Here is a 21841-nt window from a genome sequence, read left to right as displayed (position 1 = left end):
CTGATTTTTCTTATTTCACATAAGTTAACCAGTGTTCATATTTTGGATTTTTACCTTGAACAGCATCAAAGTAAGTTTTTTGAATTAGTGTCGTAATTGGACCACGGCAACCTTCACCAATTTGACGGTCATCGTATTCACGAATCGGGGTTACTTCCGCAGCCGTACCTGTAAAGAATGCTTCATCAGCGATGTAGAATTCATCACGAGTGATACGACGTTCAATCACTTCAATGCCTAAATCTTTGGCAATGGTAATAATGGTTTGACGAGTAATCCCATCCAATGCACCGCCTGCGATATCAGGAGTATGCAATTGACCATCTTTCACCAAGAATACGTTTTCACCAGAACCTTGGCAAACATAACCTTGAGGGTCCATCAACATTGCTTCGTCGTAGCCTGACTGTGCCACTTCCTGATGTGCAAGAATCGATAAAGTATAGTTACCAGATGCTTTTGCTTTACACATCGTCACGTTTGGATGGTGATGTGTAAATGAAGAAGTTTTTACGCGAATACCTTTCGCCATAGCTTCTTCACCCAAATAAGCACCCCAACCCCATGCAGCAACCGCCGCATGAATAGTGTTGCTTGTTGCGGCAATACCGAGTTTTTCTGAACCAATCCAAATGAGTGGACGCAAGTAGCAAGAAGACAGTTTATTTTCACGGACAACATCAATTTGTGCTTGTTCTAGCGTTGCCTGATCAAATGGGACTTTCATTTGATAAATTTTTGCTGAATTCAATAAACGTTTAGTGTGGTCTTGCAAACGGAAGATTGCAGTCCCTTTCGGTGTTTCGTAAGCACGGACACCTTCAAACACGCCCATACTATAATGTAGCGTATGGGTTAAGACGTGAATTTTCGCATCACGCCAGTCAACTAATTTTCCATCTTGCCAAATAAAACCATCACGATCAGCCAAATTCATGGCACACACTCCAAATTTTCACATCATTATTACTGTCCAAGTGCCAATGCACTCGGATCAATTAATCTCTGCCATAACTTGCAAACGATCTCGCGGGTGTCGCGCCATTGTACAGCTTGAACTTGCATGTTTTTGTTCGCAAGTGCTAAACGGTGGCTCTCGGCTCGTTCACTGAGATAAGCTTGAATCAACGCCTGCGCGTCATCACTGGATAAGTAACCTAATCGCGCAGCATCCTCAAGGATTCGGACGTTGTCAGAGAAATGGGCGAGATCGGGCTTCGCACCACTCCATGCTAGTACGATATACTGTGCCATAAATTCGATGTCAACGATACCACCTACATCCTGTTTTAAATGAAAAATTCCATCTTTTTGCTGTTGTTTCGTTGATCCAAGATGATCTTTCATTTTTTGACGCATCTGAATCACTTCAGTACGCACCACATTTTCATCACGAGGTTGAGTCAAAACTCGGCAGCGGATTTTCTCAAACTCGGCACGTAAATGTTCATCGCCTGCAATTGAACGGGCACGAACTAAGGCTTGATGTTCCCAAAGCCATGCACTTTTGAGCTGATACTGTTCATAGGCATTTAGACTTGTAACCAACACACCAGCCTCACCTGACGGGCGTAACCGTGTATCAATTTCATAGGCACGTCCATCTAAAGTTTGCGTGGTCATTAACGACATAAACTTTTGAGCAACACGCAAGGCAAACTCAAAACCACTAATGACTTTTGCTCCATCGGTATCAGCTTGTTCATCCAAATAATGAATAAATACCAAGTCGAGATCTGAACCATACCCCAGTTCAATCCCGCCTAGTTTGCCATAGCCAATGACAGCAAAGCCTTGTTGGTCGATTGAACAGCGTTGTCCATCTAAATTCACAGGATAACCATGACGCTTTGCGACCATCTGATAAGCCAGATTTAGCGTTGCCTGTACACAAACTTCGGCAATATCTGTAAGGGTATCAGATACTTTCATGAGTGGACTTTCAGCTAAAACATCACTAGCGGCAGCAGCCAAAACATGGCTTTTCTTAAACAGGCGCAGCACGCGCATTAAATCTTCAACCTGATCTAACTCTATACGCAGCAGTTGATAGCGCATCGTCGCTTCTAAATCTGCACGTTTGGGTAACTCAAAATCCATGGATAAAAATTCATCCAGTAAAACAGGATAGTGGGTTAGTTCTTCACAAATCCATGGACTAACCTCGGCCATTTTGACCAACCGTTGTAATGCTCCCTTGTTTTCAATCAACATGACCAAATACACGGTACGGCGCATCACAGATTCGATTAAAGGCATCAAACGAAGTAATGCAACTTGCGGTTGCTCCGATTGTAAGATTGCTTCAATTAAAGGCGGCCAAAATGCTTTTAATCGTTCTACCGCTTTGGCAGGTAGTTTTTTGATGGCCTGCCCTGACCAAAATTCATGAATCAGATTTTGTGCATCTTCATCCAAAATCTGTTGCAAGCGTTGTTCTAAATGGGAAAAATCATCGAGTGGACTATGAACATCTTTTTCTTTTATGACATTTTTAAACTGTAAACTGACCTTATCCCGTTTCCGATTAAGCACCTCAATAAAGTCATCCCATGATGGATAACCCAGCGTTTCAATGATTCGCTGACGTAATGCAACATCGTGCGGTAAGGCTTGAGTCTGCTGATCATTTAAGGCTTGTATCGCATGTTCGACACGGCGTAAAAATAAATAAGCGTCTTTTAAATCTGTAACCGCCTGAGGTTCAAGCAATCCAACATCACCAATATGCTGTAGACTGATTAGACATTGCCGATCTTGTAATTCTAGTTTTGAACCACCGTAAATAAGCTGAAAAACCTGAACAATAAACTCGATTTCACGAATTCCACCCGCCCCAAGTTTAATATCTTCATAGATATTTCGACGGGCAACTTCACGTTCAATCATGAGTTTCATGTCACGCATGGCTTCAAATGCACTGTAGTCAACATAACGACGAAACACAAAAGGTCGTGTCATCGCCATCAGGCTATCGCCCTGATCTCCTGTAATAATACGTGCCTTAATCCATGCATAACGCTCCCACTCACGTCCATGCTGGATTAAATATTTTTCTAATGCCGCATGACTAATTGCCAATGCCGATCCATCTCCCCAAGGGCGTAAGCGCATATCTACTCGAAACACAAAACCATCAGCGGTAATATGATCCAGTAAATAAATCAGTTTTTGTCCCCATAAAATACAAAACTGTTGCACATCGACACATTTACGCCCATTGGTTTCACCTTGTTCGTCAAAGGCAAAAATCAGATCAATATCACTCGATAAATTAAGCTCTTGTGCCCCAAGCTTCCCCATTCCAATCACAATCAGATCTTGAAGCTGTCCGTTATACCCTATCGACTCACCATATTTTTCAACCAATGGCTTACGGGCGTAGTCTTTTGCAGCAACAATACTTGCATCGGCAAAATCAGACAATTCACGTGTGAGTGTGACCACATCGGTCAGTTGATTAGCATCTTGCCAAATCCAGCGAAACATTAAACGTGCGCGTAAAACCCGTAAGGCGCGCATCCATTGCTGTTCGTCGGTGAGTCCATCAATCGCCTTTTGTACATATATTTGAATATCAGCAGTGCTGAGTGGTCGGCTAAATTGGTCGTGCTGATAGTCTTGTTCAAGCGCTGTAGAATAAAGTGCCAAGACTTGTTCTGCGTATTGGCTAGCACCTAAGGTTTTTTGTAATTGCTGCGAATTCATGACTACACTTTATCGTCCTGTTTAGCATAGTTATAACAGTTGGATGTGATGTTTTAAAACATAATTTCACAACTTTTTAGCATCAATATATGGCTTGTTTTTGTAGCTGACCTTGCAAAACGGCATGATGATCTGTGGCAACTGGGATTTTCACAACAAATGTTGTCCCTTGCCCCTCAATAGACGTGACTGAAATCTGTCCTTTATTAAAATCAACAAAGCGTTTGCATAAGACGAGACCAAGCCCCGTACCTTTTTCACCTGCTGTACCTTTTAAAGACAATTTAAGGCGCGGTTCAAATACTTTTTCTAATTGTGTTTGATTCATTCCCATCCCTGTATCTGCAATCGAGATTGAAATATAATCCCCCTCACGACAAGCAGAGATTGTGACTTTTCCAGTTCCATCAATCGGGGTGAATTTTAAAGCATTTGAAGTTAGATTTTGCAAAATCGACGTCAGCATATTCATATCGGCACAAACAAAAATATCAGCTGCAATCTCTTCAATTAACTCAATATTTTTTTGCTTCGCCAGACTCATCAAAACATCTTTTACAATATGCGTCACCTGTTGTAATTTAAAATTAATCGGATGATAGACAAAATGCCCGCCCTCTGCCATCGCCCAATTTAGGAGGTTTTCAAGCAAATGATAGGTTGATTTTGCCGTATCATTTAAATAGCAGGCAATATTTTGAATTTGTGGTGAATCAAGCGTATCAATCTCATCTGCCAGAACCTCAGAGAAACCAAGTAACCCATGAAATGGCGCACGTAAATCATGTGCAATCACCTGAAAAAATTTGGTTCGGCTAAAATTCAGTGCGGAAAGTTCTTCATAGGATTCTTGTAGTTCTGCAAAATCAAATTTGAGTTCGACATAACCAAGTGTTCCTGTCAAAAGCTCAGCCACCAAATCTATGCCATTTTGTTCAAATGGGGCTGTTAAATCATCAAAGAAAATCACTTGCCCAATAGGCTTTTGATTGATCACCAATAAAAAAGTAATCATTCGCTGATGTTTAAATCCTATTTGAGCCAACGTTTTAGAAAATTGGGGGTAATGTCGATGTGTCGGTGTAATCTGGTTTTCTTTGCCATAATAAGCCGAAAATTGTTGTTGTTTTTGGGGTTCAATCTCACAGGCATGAAATGTGTTTTCGTCTACATACCACAAATAAGGTTCGTGAAAAAAAGTCCAAATCGAATGTTGAACATGAAGTAAATTGCGGGCGAGTTTTAAACACACATTAATCTGATTACGTGGCCCTTTAACCCCCATAATCAGAGATAATTTACACTCATTGAGCCGGTCTGCCTGACCAATTTTTAATCGTTGTAATCCGTCCATCCCCGCCTCACTCTTCATCACTTGTTCTCTATGCCGCGGATTGAAAACATATATTTACAGTTCTCCCCTATAACTAACAATATTTTACGACAAAAGCAACTTAATAAATATTTGTTTACGCAATACCAATACATAAGGATTTTTTACCACTTTATTTATCACAAATATTCTTTAAATAAACAATTGAAATAAAATATAAATTTTTAAAAAATAAACACAGCATGATTCATTACTCATTCAAAATAATGAAGAAACCACTATTTCTAGGTGTTTATTTTTTACCAAACAGTATATAAGCAGAACCCCCTATCATTTGTAAAAATCTAACACCCCTAAAAATAAAATGACCTCTATACCTTGTCTAAAAATATAGAGGCCTAACCTATCGGCTGATCATCAATGATTGTCTGACAGCTTCATGGTTCAATCAGATTAATTGGCTTTATCACGCTTCTTTTTCGTAAAGATTTTGGTTTCACGTGGAGGCAAGCCTGTATGTTGCGTCAAAATCTGGCCCTTTTGTGGTCGTTTCTGACCATTTTGAGGACGCTGTTGTTGACCTGCACGTTTAGCCGAATCTCCCGCAACCGACGAGTTTTTCTTACGTGTCGATTTATATTCACCTTCAGTGCCTTGCGGTTGATACGTTGGAATCAAATGTTGTTTTGAGTTTCCAATCAAATCAGCGCGTCCCATCTCTTTTAAGGCTTCACGTAGTAATGGCCAGTTTTTCGGATCGTGATAACGTAAAAATGCCTTATGTAAACGACGACGCTTTTCACCTTTAACAATATCAACATCTTCGGTATAGCGAGCAACTTTAGACAATGGGTTTTTACCCGTGTAATACATTGTCGAAGCAGTTGCCATTGGCGATGGATAGAAGGTTTGTACCTGATCGGCACGGAAACCATTCTTTTTCAGCCAAATTGCCAAATGCATCATGTCATAATCGGTGGTGCCCGGATGTGCAGCAATAAAGTATGGAATTAAGTACTGTTCTTTACCCGCTTCCTTACTAAAACGGTCAAACATTTGCTTAAAGCGGTCATAGGTTCCAATACCCGGCTTCATCATTTTAGACAAAGGCCCTTGTTCGGTATGTTCAGGCGCAATTTTTAAATAACCACCCACATGGTGCTGTACCAGTTCTTTGACATATTCAGGGTTCAAAACTGCAAGGTCATAACGTAAACCAGAACCAATCAGAATCTTTTTCACACCCTTAATTTGTCGAGCCTTACGATAAAGCTGAACCAGAGGATCATGATCTGTATGTAAGTTCTGACAAACACCTGGATAAACACAAGATGGTTTACGACAGTTTTTCTCAATTTCCGGGTCTTTACAGTGCAGACGGTACATGTTGGCGGTTGGGCCACCCAAGTCTGAAATAATGCCGGTAAATTGTGGTGCTGTATCACGGATTTTTTCAATTTCACGCAAAATTGAATCTTCTGAACGGTTTTGGATAATTCGTCCTTCATGTTCGGTAATCGAACAGAACGTACATCCTCCAAAACACCCACGCATAATGTTCACAGAAAACTTGATCATATCAAATGCAGGAAAACGTGCATTTCCATACGATGGATGTGGCAAACGTGCGTATGGTAAGTCAAACACGTAATCCATTTCTTCTGTTGTCAATGGAATTGGAGGTGGATTTATCCAGACATCACGCTCACCATGACGTTGTACCAATGCACGGGCATTACCCGGATTAGTTTCAAGGTGCAAAATACGGTTGGCATGTGCATATAAAACACGGTCATTTGCAACTTGTTCAAAAGAAGGTAAACGAATAACGGCCAATTCACGTGGTGGTAATTTATGTTTAATGGCTTTGGATACAGCAGGTTTTAGCTGAATAACCTGTGTATTTTCATCCAGTTGATCACCTTCTAGGGCAATTGGATTGGCAACAATTTCTTTTTGGAAGTTTTGATATTGCGCCAGTGAGTTGCCTTTTTCTTTTTCAACCTCACAGCCATCAATATCTTCTGTCATTACATATGGATTAATAATTGGATCAACACGTCCAATGGTATCCACATCGTTACTTTCGATTTCAACAAATTTCGCTTTTGATGCTTTATTATGTTTATTAATAATAAAAGCAGTACCACGAACATCGGTGATCTCGTGGATTTTTTCACCTTTTGCCAGACGATGCATCACATCAATAATGGCACGTTCGCCATTACCATACATCAGTAAATCTGCTTTTGAATCCATCAAAATAGAACGGCGAACTTTGTCCGACCAGTAGTCATAATGCGCAATACGGCGCAAGCTGCCTTCAATCCCACCCAGTAAAACAGGCACGTCAGGGAAAGCTTCACGGCAACGCTGGCAATATACGGTTGCTGCACGGTCAGGACGTTTATTGGGTTCATTGTTCGGTGAATACGCATCATCAGAACGAATTTTTCGATCAGCCGTATAACGGTTAATCATCGAATCCATATTCCCTGCAGTAACCCCCCATGCAATGGTCGGTTTACCTAAAACACGGAAACTTTCAACATCTGTCCAGTCGGGCTGCGCAATAATCCCCACACGAAAACCTTGTGCTTCTAATACACGACCAATCACACCAGATACGAAGGATGGGTGATCAATATAGGCATCACCACAAACTAAAATAAAATCACAAGCATCCCAGCCGAGTAAATCCATTTCAGCACGTGACATCGGCAAAAATGGCGCGGGTTCAAAGCATGACGCCCAATATTTGTCGTAATCAAACAACGCTTTTGGCGCGGTTTGCATGGTATAAGCAGTAGACATGGCTTGCGATTCTCGGCTGGCGGGTGAAAAAATGACAACAAAAATGAAAGCCGATCATTTTAACATGAATTTCATTCACCATCCTCAATTATATAAACCATAGAAACAAAGACATATAAATTTTTATGATTATTTTTTAATCTAATCGGTTTTAAAATCATCTTTTATGTAAGCTTAGGCGTACAAAAATCGAAGTTATTGTCGGCTAGTATGCCGATGATTGTTTTTATATGATGTGTTTAAAGGAACAGGAAGTCCCTTGGTAACAAGAAAAGCAGGAAGCGTATCGGGAAATAGGACTTTTCCCCTCGGTGAAGAATTCAAAAAACCCTTAACAGGATGTTAAGGGTTTTTTGTTTTGTGCAAAATCACCCAAGTATCTCATTGATGGTGATACGATCAACTCAAACCCTTAAAAAGAGCACGACACTCAGGTCATGCTCGCTTTGTATTTCATCTTTTTTCATTCAATACATTGAAAATGTCTTGCTCAATAGATAACACGCTTCACATCACGAGTATTGCATCTCAAAGACGGATGCTTAAGCATGATGCAAGGCATCTGCAATCGCTTCAACCAGCTGTTGTGCAATTTCCTGTTTAGATGCTTTTTCTAAATCGCGTTTTTCAAGTCCGTAATGTTCTGCAAAAAAGACCGTCATGGCGTTCTCATCCGATGCAAAACCAATATCGGAACGTGATACATCATTACAGGCAATCATATCTAGCTTTTTAGCCACCAATTTACCTGCTGCATATTGTTCAACATTTTGTGTTTCAGCAGCAAAACCGACCATAAAAGGACGTTGAGGTTGCTGTGCAATGGTTGCGACAATATCTGGATTTTTGAGCAATTCGACCTGTAATTCATCGCCTGCTTTTTTAATTTTATGCTCTGCAACTTGTGCAACACGATAGTCAGCAACCGCAGCAGTTGCAATGAATACATCACAACCTTCGTGTAATTGCTGCATGCTTTGTTCCAGCATTTGTACGGCAGAAGACACATTTTTACGTTGCACGCCATTCGGTGTATCTAAACTGACTGGCCCTGCAATCAGAATGACTTTTGCCCCTGCTGTATAACACGCACTTGCCAAGGCAAAGCCCATTTTGCCCGTGCTATGGTTTGAAATATAACGGACAGGGTCGATTGCCTCACGCGTTGGCCCTGCGGTAATCACCACACGTTTACCCGCAAGTAAACCAAATTTTTCAGCTAAAGCACGTTGTGTTTGATGGAAATATAATTGGACTTGTTCAGCAAGTTCTTCAGGTTCAGGCATACGTCCCAAACCGACATCACCACAGGCCTGCGAACCCGATGATGGCATAATGACATGCACACCATCTTCTACCAAAGTTTGTAAATTACGTTGTGTTGCTTTGGCTGCCCACATTTGCTGATTCATGGCAGGTGCAAGCCAGACAGGTGCTTTTGTCGCTAAAAACAAGGTGCTCAGTAAATCATCTGCTAATCCATTAGCGAACTTGGCAATCGTATTGCAACTTGCTGGAGCAACCAAAATCAAATCCGCCCAACGTGCCAGTTCAATATGTCCCATTCCCGCTTCGGCTGCGGTATCCAGTAATTCGGTATGTACAGAATTTCCTGATAGAGCCTGAAAAGTCAGTGGGGTAATAAATGCCTGTGCGCCCTGTGTCATCACCACACGGACGTTAAAACCATAATCTTTTAAACGGCGAACCAATATTGCACTTTTATAAGCAGCGATGCCGCCTGTTACCGCTAAAATAATATTTTTATTTGAAAATACACTTACATCAAAGCTCACAGATGGCTACCTTTGTGTTGCAGTGGCGTCCACAATAGCATTAAATATGCCGATTCCCAAGTGGAATAAAACAAAAACAACTTTAGAAAGAATGTATTAGACCATGCAGCAATCCATTAAATTTTGGCCAGAACAAGAACGGCCACGTGAGCGTTTATTGCAACAAGGGGCTGAAAGTTTATCCGATGCCGAGCTATTGGCAATTTTCCTACGATCAGGTTCACAGCAACATTCTGCCGTTGAATTAGCACGTTTGTTAATTCAGCACTTTCAAGGACTAAATCCTATTTTTGATGCCTCGCTCAGCGAAATTTCTGCTTTTCACGGCATTGGCCCCAACAAATATGCCCAACTTATGGCGGTAAAAGAACTTGGACGTCGTTATATTCAACATAGTTATCTATCCGCTAAACAACCATTAAGCAGTTCAGCATCGGTACTCAATTATTTACGTTTTGAGTTACTGGGCGAAAAACAGGAAGTATTTGCTGTGTTATGTTTGGACAATGACCTATGCAAACTACAATTTAAAAAATTATTTTATGGCTCCATCCAACAATGTAGTGTTTCCGTCAACCAGTTAATGCGCCATGTCATTCAACAGCATGCCACCCATATTGTGATTGCACACAACCATCCCTTTGGGCAAGCCGTGCCATCTAGTGAAGATTTAGAATTAACCCAGCACATTTCTCAGGCATGTCAATTACTTGAAGTCAAACTATTAGATCATTGCATTATTGCCCCAACAGGTTCATGCTCTTTGGCTGAACTGGGTCTGCTGCATGGTTTAGATTCGGTCTAATTCATCTTTCATCATTATGGTTTTTCAGCATGATCGTTCGGGATAAAAGTAACGCTTTCAAACTCTTATTTTCATGGCAAGGCACAATCCTTCCTAAAGTGATGCCATCACTGTGTGTTCTCATGCTGATTTCCACCGTTATTGCCGTATTCACCTACCATGATCTGATTCATGTGCCCCCGGTTCCCGTGATTGGTTTTACTATTTTCGGGGTGATTCTTTCCATTTTTCTGGGCTTTCGCAACAATGCCTGTTATGAACGCTGGTGGGAAGGGCGTAAACTCTGGGGTTCTCTCATTGCCAATTCCCGACATATTGATCGTGATACACGGCTGTTGCCACCTGAGCGACGTGAACAAGTCCTTCATCATGTCATTGTGTTTGCCAATATGTTGCGTGATCGGTTACGCCATCAAACGGCCAACCCTGAACAATTTTTAGAGACCACACAACTGGATGCCTCAACCATTCATAAACTCAACGGGCATTTAAATGCGTCACAATATACTCTAGGACTCATTCAATGGGAGTTGATGCAAGCGTTAAAGGCAGGTGAAATTAGCGATATTTTATATACGCAACTAAATCAACATGTGATCGATATGGGAATGGTTCAGGCAGGCTGTGACCGTATTGCCAGCACACCATTACCTTTTGCCTATTCGGTGTTACTGCACCGTGCTGTTTATTGCTTCTGCTTCATTTTACCGTTTAGTTTGGGGTCTATTTTGGGACTCTGGACACCGTTTTTAATTGGACTACTCGCCTATTTGTTTTTGGGGCTAGATGCTTTAAGTGCCGAACTTGAAGAGCCTTTTGGTACGCAGGACAATGACCTACCACTCGATTCTATCGTACGTCTAATCGAACGTGAGTTACTTGATTCACTAGGTAAAACCGCACCATCTTCTATTCAAGCTGAACAATATAAATTGCTTTAAATCTGGCATAATTTCCAAAATTTCAATCATTTAAAGGTTCGGCTTATTCACCATGCAGGGTGTGATTGGCCGAACCTTAAGTTGTTTTAGTTGGAATTCTGAGCCATGCTTTTATAATGAAGTCCATACTGTAAAAATTCATATTTTTGCAATCTGTTTAATAGATAACAGAAAAATAGCTATTGGTTGTTGAACTATCCCAAATCGTTACACTTCAATCCAACCCTTCTTGATTTGATCAGATAAATCCAGTTCTACACCAATAAATCATCAACTTCTTAAGATTGTAATAACAATTCATTCATATCCTGAATCTTATTTTGGAAGTACATAATGTTTACTGACAGCTGGTTCCTATGGGCACTCCTCTCTGCTTGTTTCGCGGCTTTAACTGCAATTTTTGCCAAAGTCGGATTACATGGAATTGACTCAGATTTTGCAACGCTCATCCGAACCATCATTATTGTATTTGTTCTCGCCATCATTGTGAGCATGTTAGGTAAATGGCAAGACCCACGACAACTTTCGATAAAAGTCTGGGTTTTCTTAACATTATCGGCACTCGCAACTGGTGCATCATGGGTTTGCTATTTCAAAGCATTGCAAATGGGAAATGCCTCTCAGGTTGCACCCATAGATAAGCTCAGTGTTGTACTGGTTACAATATTTGCTGTAGTATTTTTAGGCGAAAGACCAAGCTTTCAAGAGTATATTGGCATTGGACTTATTGCCACGGGTGTCCTGACCATTGCTTTAAAATAACCAGCAACCCATTATCTTGAATAAACGGAAGAATTTATAAAGGGACAATAACGTGATTCGTATTTTAGGTAGAAGTGATTCAATCAATGTTCGTAAAGTGCTTTGGCTCTGTGACGAACTCAGCCTCCCCTACCAACGTGAAGACTGGGGGCGTGGCTTTCGATCTCCTAAAGAGGATGAATTTGTAACGCTTAACCCAAATGCGACCATCCCTGTACTCATTGATGATGACTTTGTGCTGTGGCAATCAAACTCGATTATCCGCTATTTGGCAAACGCCTATGGCGGAGAACAACTCTACCCTGTTGATGCTAAAAAACGTGCCATCATTGATCAATGGATTGATTGGCAAGGTATTGAACTCAACAATAGCTGGTCGTATGCACTAATGCATATTATCCGCCAATCCCCTGCACACCAAGACCTTAAGCGCGTACAAGAAAGTATTCAGTCATGGAATCTGATGATGCAGATTTTAGAGCGTCAATTGGAAAAAACGAATGCCTACGTTGCAGGTCAAACATTTTCTTTGGCGGATATTGGCATCGGGCTTTCGGTACAACGCTGGTACTTGACCCCTTTTGATAAGCCCAATTGCCCACATGTAAAACGCTATTACGATCTGTTGAGCCAACGAGAAGCATATTTAAGATGGGGCAATAACGGGCAGAACTGAGGAAAATTCTTCATTAAGCATTCAACGTTATGATTCAATTTTGCCTTCTAAATAAGAAGGCTTTCAATACAATAGCAATATTTCAACTCATCACAAGTATCAAAAAATCAAAATCTATTTTTGAGAAAATGAGACTAATCTTATTTATAAAAAACGCTATTTTAAATGTGTCTTTAATTTTTAGTCACGAAACAAATGCAAACCACAACCATTTTAAGCATGCTCATTTTTTCACTCAGTATGTCAATCTCACCAGGCCCCGTGAATATCACAATTCTTTCTTCAAGTTTAAATTATGGACTTAACAAAACCATTCCTTTTATTTCAGGTGCAACCCTTGGCTTTACATTTCTTTTGATCTTTATTGGATTCGGATTTGCACAAATCATAAATGCACATCCTCTACTTTTTAGAATACTAGAGATTTTAGGTTCCCTTTTTATTATTTATATTGGATATAAAATTTTATCTTCAAAACCTGAAATTAAGGTGAGCACACAAACAAATCTTGACTCACCACCAAATTTCATAGATGGCTGGCTTTTACAGTGGATTAATCCTAAAGCATGGATTGCATGCACATCTAGCGTAGCACTTTTTTCTCACCCAGAAAACACTTTTCCTATTTATATTTTCATTATTATTTATTTTTTCATTTGTTACTCTGCTTTGATGATCTGGGGATTTTTAGGGCAAAGACTTTCTTTGCTTTTACGGAGTCATAAACGTATCTATTATTTTAATTTCATTATGGGAATCTCTTTGATCGTAATTTCACTCTACATGATGGTTAAATAGGCAATAAATATGATCAATCAAAGCATAGACCGTACTACTTTTTGGCACATTTGCATGCCAAACAGCATAAACATTTAAAGGCTCCAATTCCCATTCAGGTAAGACCCTCACAATTCTTTGATTATCTAAATCATCTTGAATCAAATAGTCTGGTGGTGCAGCAAGTCCCAAGTTCAATTTCATCAAAGCATATGAAGCCTCAACACTATTGACATAAAGATGAGGTCGATATGCAATTGGTACAATATCACCTGTTTCTTTGTGTCGGAGTATCCGAGAGTCAGGCCTCATGGTCAACCCAATCCATTGTTGTTGCTCTAAATCTTTTGGATGTTGTATCTGATTCGAACAAGATAAAAAATCAATACCTGCCACAATACTTCTTGATAATTTAAATAAGTTCTTGGCTTTTAATGCACTACTTGGAAGCTCACCTATACGAAAAGCAAGATCAATGTTCTCTGCAACAATATCACTCCTTTGATCATCACAAGTAATATTTAAAGTTAAATCGTTCTGCTTCTCATAAAAAGAAGCGATCTGCTGCATAAATGGTGCATGTATAAAAATCGAAGGAATTGAAATATGTAATTTTTTCTTAGATAAAATTGATTGCTGCTTAAATTCAGTTATCCCTGTTTCATAGTTAATTAAAATAGATTGTGCTGTTTCTAAAAGCCTTTTACCCTCTGTCGTTAGCGTCATTTTTCGAGTATTTCGATAAAACAGCGCACACGCCAAATTTTTTTCTAATTTCGCTAAATGCTGGCTGACTGTCGCATTAGATAAACCTAATGCCTTTGCCCCTTTTGAAATTGATCCTATTTCTGCAACCTTTGCAAAAATAATTAAATATCTTATCTCTTCAATCATTGTTACTTACATCTAGTCCTGTGTTTTAATCCTGAAGAGCTATCAACAAAAACTGTCCCAAATACCGCGTTGCCCCACTTTAGGGGTGGGTGTCTTGCCCAGTTTTAACCACGGCATATGCTGACCATGAAAATCACTGCCGATTGAAATTGCGAGCCCATGTTGTTCAATCATCCGATCCACCATTTGCCGAGTCGCATGTGGATCACTCTCGGGTGCTAGTTCAACGGCATCACCCCCCAACCCAGCAAAAAGCTCAATCAAATAACGAATATTGGTTGCAGATAAATCATAACGTGTTGGATGTGCTAAGACTGCAAAACCTTGTGCTTCATGAATGACGTGAATGGTATCTGCCAAAGACAGCCCGTCAAAAGCCACATAAGCAGGTTTGCCTTCTTTTAAAAAGCGGTCAAATGCCTGTTGTAGCCGTGTCACAACATTTCTTGCAAGCATCACTTGGGCAATATGACTGCGTGTCACACGGTCTGCTTGTCCATCCACCAATGCGACAGCTTCACTGAAAAAATCATGCTTTAAAATTTTTTCCAGTTTTTCACAAATCAGCTTGGCACGTTCGGCACGTGTCTGCTTTTGCTTCTCAAGTGCAGCAAGCAAAGGTTCGGGGTGTTGCATATTCAGTGCTACAATATGCACACCATAACTTTTTTTGGTGGCAGGACGTGACCATTGACTGGAAATTTCCACACCAGAAATAATTTTGATTCCACACGCTGCTGCTGCATGTGATGCACGTGCAACACCCTGCATAGAGTCATGGTCTGTTAATGCCAATGTGTGGATACCTGACACAGATGCAGCCTGAATCAATTGTTCTGGTGACAAATGACCATCAGAAATATTGCTATGTGTATGTAAATCTATACCCTGCATCTTTTATACTATGCCATTCACAAAACTGGATTAGATACTCTAACATGAAAGCACTTTTAGACTTTGTGCCGCTCATCATTTTCTTTTATTTATATAAAACGGTTGATCCTACCGACAAACATCATCCGCTACTCACCTTAATCGGTTCTGCTGGTGGCGTTGACAACAATAATATTTTAGCAGCAACGACAGGTCTAATTATTTCCATGTTAGTGGTTTATGGTGCTTTATTTGTATTCCAAAAATTCCGCTTAGATAAACAACAGTGGATTGTGCTGTTTATGACGGTCATTTTTGGGGGCATTACCTTGATGCTCAGCGATGATTTTTATATCCGTCTAAAAGCAGCATTACTGAATCTTGTTTTTGCGGGTGCTTTTGCACTTTCACCATTTTTCACCAAAGACCGTAGTCCTCTCATCAAACGAATGTTTGGTCCTGTTTTAGAGTTAACTGCGCAAGGCTGGAAAAAGCTCAACTATGCTTGGGCGATCATGTTTGTCTTTATGTCACTCTTACATGTCTTTTTCGCTTTCTTATTTGCACATGGAAAATATTGGGGAGAATTTACAGCATTTGGTGACATGCTGGTGATGTTTTCTTTTATCATTATCCAGTTCGTTATATTACGCAAACACTTTAAATCCCCAGAAGAGTAATTTACAGAGAATTGTCATGGCTTTATTTGTTGTTACATGCACCGATCAAGACGGAACATTGGCTCAACGTCTGGCAGCACGTCCAGACCATCTTGCACGTTTAGAAAAACTCAACGACGAAGGTCGTCTTGTTGTTGCAGGGCCAATGCCAAAGCAACCCGGTCATCCTGAAGCGGGTTTTTATGGCAGCGTGATTATTGTCGATTTTGACAGCCGTGAAGCACTCGACCTTTGGCTTGCTGAAGAACCTTACCTAAAAGCTGGGGTCTACAGCAATGTTGACGTTAAACCGTTTATTCAAGTTTTCCCTAAAGGATAAAATCATGCGCGTTGTTGCTTCATGTTTCTTCGGATTGGCATTGCTCTGTTCTTATGCTGAGGCTGTAGAAACCACAACTCCAACACCAACAACAGCACCTCAACCACAGGCGCAAGCAACGACAGCAAATGCAACCGCATCCAAACCTGCAAATGCAGCTACTGCCAAGCCTGCAACTCCTACGGCTGCCAAACCTGTTGTACCCACAGGCCCAGCACCTCTTGTTGAAATGACACCTGCCCAGTTGGCACAGAAAAAAGCCGATGAAGATTTAAAAATCAAAGCATTGGTAAAAAATCAGTCAACACGTTTGCAACAGCTTGAAAAAGCAAATTTAGATGCGCTCGCACAAAACCAAGCTTTACAACTTAAAAATGACAACTTAGGTGTACAGGTACAGGTTCTACAAAGTGAACGCAGTGCCCAACTGTTTATGTATGGTGCAGCAACACTCGGCGTAGGCGTGTTAATTGGCTTTATGATTTCAAGTTACGTTTACACCAAACGACGTAGACAATGGTAAAATACAAAATAACCATCCTCGTGATGGTTATTTTTTTAGATGATTCAAAATCTTATTCCAAATCATCCCCCTCTCCCTAAAATATAGGATGTGAGCGTGTTCAGCACAATTCAAACAGCCGAATTAGATTGGCAATATGTCGATGGTATTGATATTCCAGTTTCCAAACAATTTGGAGATGTCTACTTTTCAAAAGACAACGGCCTACTCGAAACCCGACATGTTTTCCTCAATGGCAATGACTTACCTGAACGCCTTGCTCAATTAAAACCATTTGAATATTTTTGTGTTGGGGAAACAGGGTTTGGTACGGGACTCAATATTCTGGCGTTATGGCAACTCTGGAAGAACGTCCGACCAAACAACCAGAGTCATTTACATGCCATTAGTGTTGAAAAATATCCATTAAGCCAAGCCGACTTAATGCGTGCTTTACGCGCTTGGCCTGAACTTGCCGAGTTTTCGCAACAACTGATTGCCCAATATCCACTTGCCATTCCGGGTTGTCATCGCCTGTCTTTTGCCAAAGAACGCTTTAGTCTGGACTTATGGTTGGGTGATGCAGAAGATATTTTTCCGATTATTCAAAAAACACAAACTGTGAATGCTTGGTTTTTAGATGGTTTTGCGCCCTCATGCAACCCTGAACTCTGGCAGCAAAATGTACTCGATCATATTGTACGCTTATCCGACTATGGCACCACATTCGCCTCTTTTAGTGTTGCGGGCATTTTAAAACGCGGTCTGAAACAACACGATATCAGCATTAGTCGCCCACATGGTTTTGGACATAAACGTGAAATGCTCAAAGCCGTTTGGTTAAACCCTGAAACAACCACGGACAGTTCTGATACCTTGCCATTTCAACAGAAAAAAATTGCAGTTATTGGGGCAGGCATTGCTGGATTATCTGTTGCATGGGCATTTGCACAGCGTGGGCATCAGGTTTCAATTTTTGATGGAAATGGTGTTATTTCGGGTGGTTCAGGCAACCCACTTGCCCTGCTCAACCCTAAACTTAGTCCCATTCAGCAAAGCCATGAACACCTCATGACAACCTGCTGGCAATACGCACTTCGGCATTATGCACAATTTAAGGCATTTCGAGCATTAAGCGTTGAACAGTTTGACTTAAAACAGACGGGTGAATTACAGCAACTCATCCAACAATATCCAGATGATGTTTTACAATCTCCAGATCTAACAGACCAAAAACCAATTCCATCGGGCGCACTCAACCTTGTTCTGAATCATGCTGGGGCAGTTTCACCGCAACAATTGAGTCAGGAGATTTTAGCGCATCCTAATATTCAATTTGTTCAAACACATATCCAAAGATTAGAAGAAAATGACCATCAAGTCTGGCTATATGACCAACATGATCAGCAAATAACTCAGGTCGATCACGCCATTGTCTGCTGCGCCCGTCATAGCCAACAGTTTTTTGAAAACTATCCTGTATTAAAGCCAATTCGAGGCCAAGTCAGCTGGACAACAAATTCACAACCTTTACCACTCAATCAAGCCTATAGCTATGGTGGTTATTGCATGCAACTTGATGCAGAACAACTCATTTTAGGCGCATCATTTCATCCAAACCGTGACGATACAGAAGTCACACCTGAAGACCATCAACATAATTTAGATTTATTAAAACAAATTACACCAGCGTTTGCCGCACAACTCCCCGAACCTTCCGACTGGCGCGGACGTGCTTCTATTCGGGCACAAAGTGCAGACTATTTGCCACTTGTCGGTAAATTTGACAGCAATGAACGCATTTATACTTTTGCGGGTTTAGGTTCAAAAGGCTATCTTTTTGCACCTTTATGCAGTGAAATACTGGCGGCTCAAATATTGGGAGAGGCGTGTCCTGTTCCAGACAGCTTGCTTGAAAAATTACAACCGCAACGGTTATTAAAAAAAGTGAAACCGAAAAAGGCTTACTTTAAAAAAAGTTAAATTATTATTCTTTTTATCAGTTGCACTCTAAACTGACAGATTAGAGTGCAACTTTAAGCATTAGTTCTGCTCTATTGGTAAGCCTGCAACTTTCGCTGCTCGCGTCCCTCCCATCAATACAACGTACTCACGGGAATTGTCAAAACCTTCTAGCTTTTCTGCTGCACGTGGAGCTTTACTTCCACCACCACATAAAATGTAAATCGGTCGACCCGTTTCCACTTGAGTTAAACTCTCTTGGTTAATGTCGTTAATCGGCTGGTTAACGGCTCCCTTGAGATGACCCTCAGCATACGCATCTGGATCACGGACATCCCAAATTACTGCTTTTTCTGGGAACTCAAATGTTGTAATTTCTTGTTTACGGATCATTGCGCACTCCTTTGATATAAACAACACTTGGCAAATGATGAAAACCCTCTTAGCATCTCAAATATTTCATCTATTTGCAAAGGTCTAAACTATGCCATCTTTCGATATTGTATCTGAATTAGAATTATTTGAAGTCAATCATGCTGTACAAAACACACAAAAAGAAATCGCAACACGTTTTGATTTCCGTGGGCAAGATGTTTCTATCGAACTCAATGAGAAAGCGAAAGAAATCAAAATCAGCACCGAAAGCGATTTCCAATGTGAACAAGTCTACAACATGTTAGAAAATCATTTTTACAAACGTAAAATTGATGTTCAAGCCCTCGACCCACAAAAAGCAACAGCTTCAGGGAAAAACATCGTACAAGTCATTAAACTTAAAGATGGTTTAGACTCTGACACAGCGAAAAAGATTAATAAAGCCATTAAAGAAAGCGGTATTAAAGCGCAATCGTCAATTCAGGGTGATAAAATTCGTGTCACAGATAAAAAACGCGATACTTTACAACAAATTATGACATTCTTACGTGAACAACAATTTGGAGTGCCTTTACAGTTTAATAACTTTAAAGACTAAAACCTGCCCCTAAAGCCTCGTTTTGACTCGCACCCATTGCAATGAGATTGATCAACATTAAATTTCAATGGGTGCTTTTTAGCTTTGACTTTGCTGATAATTTCAAGCTATTGCATTTGATCAGAAATATTCACACCATCTTATATTGCACATCACAAAATGACTCAGGTGGTTTTGGAATAATCACGCGCACCGAACAATGCCGTTCCAATTCTCACCATTGTAGACCCTGCTGCAATTGCAGCATCTAAATCCCCAGACATGCCCATACTTAGGGTGTCCCACAGCTCAGGCTTGGCATGCAATGCGCTCACCTCGTCAAAAAGACGTTTGGCATCTTCAAAGGCTGCCGTGTTATTCGGTGCGGGAATAACCATCAAACCACGTAACTGCAAATGAGGTAAACGGCTGATCTGTTCAACAAAAACCGCAACTTCATCGACATGACAACCATCTTTGGTGTCTTGCCCGTCAATATTCACCTGTAAGCAAATATTGAGGGGTTGCATGGTTTCCAAGCGCTGATTTGACAGGCGCTCTGCAATAATCAAACGGTCAACACCATGTACCCATGCAAATTTTTCGGCTAAGTGTTTGGTTTTATTACGTTGAACATGCCCAATAAAATGCCATTCTATTTCCAGATCCTGTAGCGTTTCTATTTTGTCTAACGCTTCTTGTAAGTAATTTTCACCAAATGCCCGCTGTCCTAATGCGTACATTTCACGAAGGGATTCGGCTGGATGTGTTTTAGAAACCGCTAACAGTTTGACTTCGCTCGGATTTCTCTGAGCATTTAGACATGCTTGCTGAATTTTCTCAAGTACAGCATGATAGGGGGATTGGAACTGATTCATAAACAGACGGCTCTTCACGATTTTTTCACTTTTCACAAGGAAGTGTTGGTTTGATGTTCTTAAAATCGGTTATTATTTTACAAAAATAACGACATGAATGCATGTATTTGGGGAAACAATGGATATCACAGAGCTTTTAGCCTTTTCGGCTAAGAACGGGGCATCAGACTTGCACTTATCAGCAGGCCTTCCTCCCATGATTCGTATTGATGGTGAAGTGCGACGAATTAACCTTCCTGCACTTGAACATAAAGATGTTCATCGCCTTGTTTACGATATCATGAATGACAAACAGCGTCATGACTATGAAGAAAAACTAGAAACTGACTTTTCATTTGAAGTACCAGGCGTTGCACGATTCCGTGTCAATGCATTTAATCAGAACCGAGGCGCTGGCGCTGTTTTCCGTACCATTCCATCCAAAATTTTAACTATGGATGATTTAGGTCTAGGAAATATTTTTAAAGAAATTTGCGAATACCCACGTGGTATTGTTTTGGTCACAGGCCCAACGGGTTCAGGTAAATCGACCACACTGGCGGCCATGCTCGATTATATTAATGACCAACGCTATGAACATATTCTAACGGTTGAAGACCCGATTGAATTTGTACACCAATCAAAAAAATGCCTGATCAACCAACGTGAAGTGCATCGTGACACACACGGCTTTAACGAAGCACTACGCTCTGCCCTGCGTGAAGACCCTGATATTATCCTTGTCGGTGAGATGCGTGACCTAGAAACGATTCGTCTGGCATTAACTGCTGCTGAAACAGGTCACTTGGTTTTTGGAACACTACATACCACCTCTGCGGCAAAAACCATTGACCGTGTGATTGACGTTTTCCCTGCCGAAGAAAAAGATATGGTTCGGGCGATGCTATCTGAATCATTACAAGCCGTTATCTCTCAGACCTTGCTGAAAAAAGTAGGCGGTGGTCGTGTTGCAGCGCATGAAATTATGATTGGCGTGCCTGCGATTCGTAACCTGATTCGTGAAAACAAAGTTGCCCAAATGTACTCTGCCATTCAGACAGGTGCGAGCCAAGGCATGATCACGCTCGATCAAAGTTTAAAACAACTGGTATCCAAAGGCGTTATTTCAGCAGAAAGCGCACGTACCGCAGCAAAACAACCAGAATCATTCTAAGTTAGGGTAAGTAGTT

20 protein-coding genes are annotated in these 21841 nt (G+C 40.8%); 11 read left to right on the top strand and 9 right to left on the bottom strand.

The annotated features are described in order from the left end of the window. Window positions 1-10: 10 nt before the first annotated feature. The 5 genes from ABDV70_RS04105 to coaBC all read right to left on the bottom strand — a co-directional run bounded on the left by ABDV70_RS04105 (window position 11) and on the right by coaBC (window position 9651). On the bottom strand, window positions 11-937 hold the full coding sequence (locus ABDV70_RS04105; protein WP_343595647.1) for a branched-chain amino acid transaminase: 927 nt from the start codon (window positions 935-937) through the stop codon (window positions 11-13). A 29-nt stretch (window positions 938-966) separates the two neighbouring features. Next, window positions 967-3708, bottom strand: a complete 2742-nt coding sequence (gene glnE, locus ABDV70_RS04100; protein ID WP_343595645.1) for a bifunctional [glutamate--ammonia ligase]-adenylyl-L-tyrosine phosphorylase/[glutamate--ammonia-ligase] adenylyltransferase — start codon at window positions 3706-3708, stop codon at window positions 967-969. An 82-nt stretch (window positions 3709-3790) separates the two neighbouring features. Then, window positions 3791-5080, bottom strand: coding sequence for a HAMP domain-containing sensor histidine kinase (locus ABDV70_RS04095; protein ID WP_343595960.1), 1290 nt, complete (start codon window positions 5078-5080; stop codon window positions 3791-3793). 414 nt (window positions 5081-5494) lie between these two features. Next, window positions 5495-7855 (bottom strand): YgiQ family radical SAM protein, encoded by a 2361-nt coding sequence (locus ABDV70_RS04090; RefSeq protein WP_343595644.1) that lies wholly within the window; start codon window positions 7853-7855, stop codon window positions 5495-5497. A gap of 542 nt (window positions 7856-8397) precedes the next feature. After that, window positions 8398-9651 (bottom strand): bifunctional phosphopantothenoylcysteine decarboxylase/phosphopantothenate--cysteine ligase CoaBC, encoded by a 1254-nt coding sequence (gene coaBC, locus ABDV70_RS04085; protein ID WP_343595643.1) that lies wholly within the window; start codon window positions 9649-9651, stop codon window positions 8398-8400. Between the two features lie 103 nt (window positions 9652-9754). On the opposite strand from coaBC, the gene radC reads away from it, so the two are divergent. From radC to ABDV70_RS04060, 5 genes are all read left to right on the top strand, one after another. Next, the gene (radC, locus tag ABDV70_RS04080; RefSeq protein ID WP_343595642.1) at window positions 9755-10456 is read left to right on the top strand and encodes a DNA repair protein RadC; all 702 of its coding nucleotides are present in this window, start codon (window positions 9755-9757) and stop codon (window positions 10454-10456) included. A 29-nt stretch (window positions 10457-10485) separates the two neighbouring features. Continuing rightward, entirely contained in the window at window positions 10486-11397 is a 912-nt protein-coding gene (locus tag ABDV70_RS04075) for a bestrophin family protein (RefSeq protein ID WP_343595640.1), read from the top strand. Window positions 11398-11730: 333 nt separating this feature from the next. After that, entirely contained in the window at window positions 11731-12159 is a 429-nt protein-coding gene (locus ABDV70_RS04070) for an EamA family transporter (protein WP_343595637.1), read from the top strand. 52 nt (window positions 12160-12211) lie between these two features. After that, on the top strand, window positions 12212-12835 hold the full coding sequence (locus ABDV70_RS04065; RefSeq protein ID WP_343595635.1) for a glutathione S-transferase: 624 nt from the start codon (window positions 12212-12214) through the stop codon (window positions 12833-12835). Window positions 12836-13030: 195 nt separating this feature from the next. Further along, the gene (locus ABDV70_RS04060; protein ID WP_343595633.1) at window positions 13031-13633 is read left to right on the top strand and encodes a LysE family translocator; all 603 of its coding nucleotides are present in this window, start codon (window positions 13031-13033) and stop codon (window positions 13631-13633) included. Here ABDV70_RS04060 and ABDV70_RS04055 read toward each other — a convergent pair. Next, complete coding sequence (locus tag ABDV70_RS04055) at window positions 13610-14506, bottom strand: LysR family transcriptional regulator (RefSeq protein ID WP_343595631.1); 897 nt, start codon at window positions 14504-14506, stop codon at window positions 13610-13612. The two genes, ABDV70_RS04060 and ABDV70_RS04055, sit on opposite strands and share 24 nt — an antisense overlap. A gap of 42 nt (window positions 14507-14548) precedes the next feature. Then, window positions 14549-15400 (bottom strand): PHP domain-containing protein, encoded by an 852-nt coding sequence (locus ABDV70_RS04050; protein ID WP_343595629.1) that lies wholly within the window; start codon window positions 15398-15400, stop codon window positions 14549-14551. Between the two features lie 44 nt (window positions 15401-15444). On the opposite strand from ABDV70_RS04050, the gene ABDV70_RS04045 reads away from it, so the two are divergent. The 4 genes from ABDV70_RS04045 (at window position 15445) to mnmC (ending at window position 18863) form a co-directional block, all read left to right on the top strand. Further along, the gene (locus ABDV70_RS04045) at window positions 15445-16059 is read left to right on the top strand and encodes a septation protein IspZ (protein ID WP_343595627.1); all 615 of its coding nucleotides are present in this window, start codon (window positions 15445-15447) and stop codon (window positions 16057-16059) included. Between the two features lie 16 nt (window positions 16060-16075). Next, complete coding sequence (locus ABDV70_RS04040; RefSeq protein WP_343595625.1) at window positions 16076-16378, top strand: YciI family protein; 303 nt, start codon at window positions 16076-16078, stop codon at window positions 16376-16378. Between the two features lie 4 nt (window positions 16379-16382). Next, entirely contained in the window at window positions 16383-16901 is a 519-nt protein-coding gene (locus ABDV70_RS04035; RefSeq protein ID WP_343595624.1) for a hypothetical protein, read from the top strand. Between the two features lie 90 nt (window positions 16902-16991). Next, window positions 16992-18863, top strand: coding sequence for an FAD-dependent 5-carboxymethylaminomethyl-2-thiouridine(34) oxidoreductase MnmC (mnmC, locus tag ABDV70_RS04030; protein ID WP_343595622.1), 1872 nt, complete (start codon window positions 16992-16994; stop codon window positions 18861-18863). Window positions 18864-18923: 60 nt separating this feature from the next. Here the strand turns inward: mnmC and ABDV70_RS04025 are convergent, their stop codons facing one another. Then, window positions 18924-19235: a rhodanese-like domain-containing protein gene (locus tag ABDV70_RS04025; protein WP_343595621.1), complete on the bottom strand. Its 312-nt coding sequence runs from the start codon at window positions 19233-19235 to the stop codon at window positions 18924-18926. 91 nt (window positions 19236-19326) lie between these two features. Between ABDV70_RS04025 and ABDV70_RS04020 the strand changes: the two genes are divergently transcribed. Further along, a complete protein-coding gene (locus ABDV70_RS04020; RefSeq protein ID WP_343595620.1) occupies window positions 19327-19815 on the top strand; it encodes a YajQ family cyclic di-GMP-binding protein in 489 nt (162 codons plus the stop codon). Between the two features lie 164 nt (window positions 19816-19979). Here the strand turns inward: ABDV70_RS04020 and ABDV70_RS04015 are convergent, their stop codons facing one another. Continuing rightward, the gene (locus tag ABDV70_RS04015) at window positions 19980-20672 is read right to left on the bottom strand and encodes a YggS family pyridoxal phosphate-dependent enzyme (RefSeq protein WP_343595619.1); all 693 of its coding nucleotides are present in this window, start codon (window positions 20670-20672) and stop codon (window positions 19980-19982) included. Between the two features lie 118 nt (window positions 20673-20790). Between ABDV70_RS04015 and ABDV70_RS04010 the strand changes: the two genes are divergently transcribed. Further along, window positions 20791-21825, top strand: a complete 1035-nt coding sequence (locus ABDV70_RS04010) for a type IV pilus twitching motility protein PilT (RefSeq protein ID WP_343595618.1) — start codon at window positions 20791-20793, stop codon at window positions 21823-21825. Window positions 21826-21841: the final 16 nt, after the last annotated feature.

Source organism: Acinetobacter sp., assembly GCF_039596015.1.
In the GTDB taxonomy this organism is placed as follows: domain Bacteria; phylum Pseudomonadota; class Gammaproteobacteria; order Pseudomonadales; family Moraxellaceae; genus Acinetobacter.
The sequence above is the reverse complement of the archived record's forward strand: the minus strand, read 5'-3'. Positions and strand labels throughout refer to the sequence as shown.

Bases quoted from the DNA above. Each gene is read 5' to 3' on its own strand.
- ABDV70_RS04055 (WP_343595631.1), bottom strand. From the start codon at position 14,506: ATGATTGAAGAGATAAGATATTTAATTATTTTTGCAAAGGTTGCAGAA.
- ABDV70_RS04095 (WP_343595960.1), bottom strand. From the start codon at position 5,080: ATGAAGAGTGAGGCGGGGATGGACGGATTACAACGATTAAAAATTGGT.
- ABDV70_RS04040 (WP_343595625.1), top strand. From the start codon at position 16,076: ATGGCTTTATTTGTTGTTACATGCACCGATCAAGACGGAACATTGGCT.
- glnE (WP_343595645.1), bottom strand. From the start codon at position 3,708: ATGAATTCGCAGCAATTACAAAAAACCTTAGGTGCTAGCCAATACGCA.
- ABDV70_RS04025 (WP_343595621.1), bottom strand. From the start codon at position 19,235: ATGATCCGTAAACAAGAAATTACAACATTTGAGTTCCCAGAAAAAGCA.
- ABDV70_RS04045 (WP_343595627.1), top strand. From the start codon at position 15,445: ATGAAAGCACTTTTAGACTTTGTGCCGCTCATCATTTTCTTTTATTTA.
- ABDV70_RS04105 (WP_343595647.1), bottom strand. From the start codon at position 937: ATGAATTTGGCTGATCGTGATGGTTTTATTTGGCAAGATGGAAAATTA.
- ABDV70_RS04090 (WP_343595644.1), bottom strand. From the start codon at position 7,855: ATGTCTACTGCTTATACCATGCAAACCGCGCCAAAAGCGTTGTTTGAT.
- ABDV70_RS04060 (WP_343595633.1), top strand. From the start codon at position 13,031: ATGCAAACCACAACCATTTTAAGCATGCTCATTTTTTCACTCAGTATG.
- radC (WP_343595642.1), top strand. From the start codon at position 9,755: ATGCAGCAATCCATTAAATTTTGGCCAGAACAAGAACGGCCACGTGAG.
- ABDV70_RS04010 (WP_343595618.1), top strand. From the start codon at position 20,791: ATGGATATCACAGAGCTTTTAGCCTTTTCGGCTAAGAACGGGGCATCA.
- ABDV70_RS04050 (WP_343595629.1), bottom strand. From the start codon at position 15,400: ATGCAGGGTATAGATTTACATACACATAGCAATATTTCTGATGGTCAT.
- ABDV70_RS04075 (WP_343595640.1), top strand. From the start codon at position 10,486: ATGATCGTTCGGGATAAAAGTAACGCTTTCAAACTCTTATTTTCATGG.
- ABDV70_RS04035 (WP_343595624.1), top strand. From the start codon at position 16,383: ATGCGCGTTGTTGCTTCATGTTTCTTCGGATTGGCATTGCTCTGTTCT.
- ABDV70_RS04070 (WP_343595637.1), top strand. From the start codon at position 11,731: ATGTTTACTGACAGCTGGTTCCTATGGGCACTCCTCTCTGCTTGTTTC.
- ABDV70_RS04015 (WP_343595619.1), bottom strand. From the start codon at position 20,672: ATGAATCAGTTCCAATCCCCCTATCATGCTGTACTTGAGAAAATTCAG.
- ABDV70_RS04020 (WP_343595620.1), top strand. From the start codon at position 19,327: ATGCCATCTTTCGATATTGTATCTGAATTAGAATTATTTGAAGTCAAT.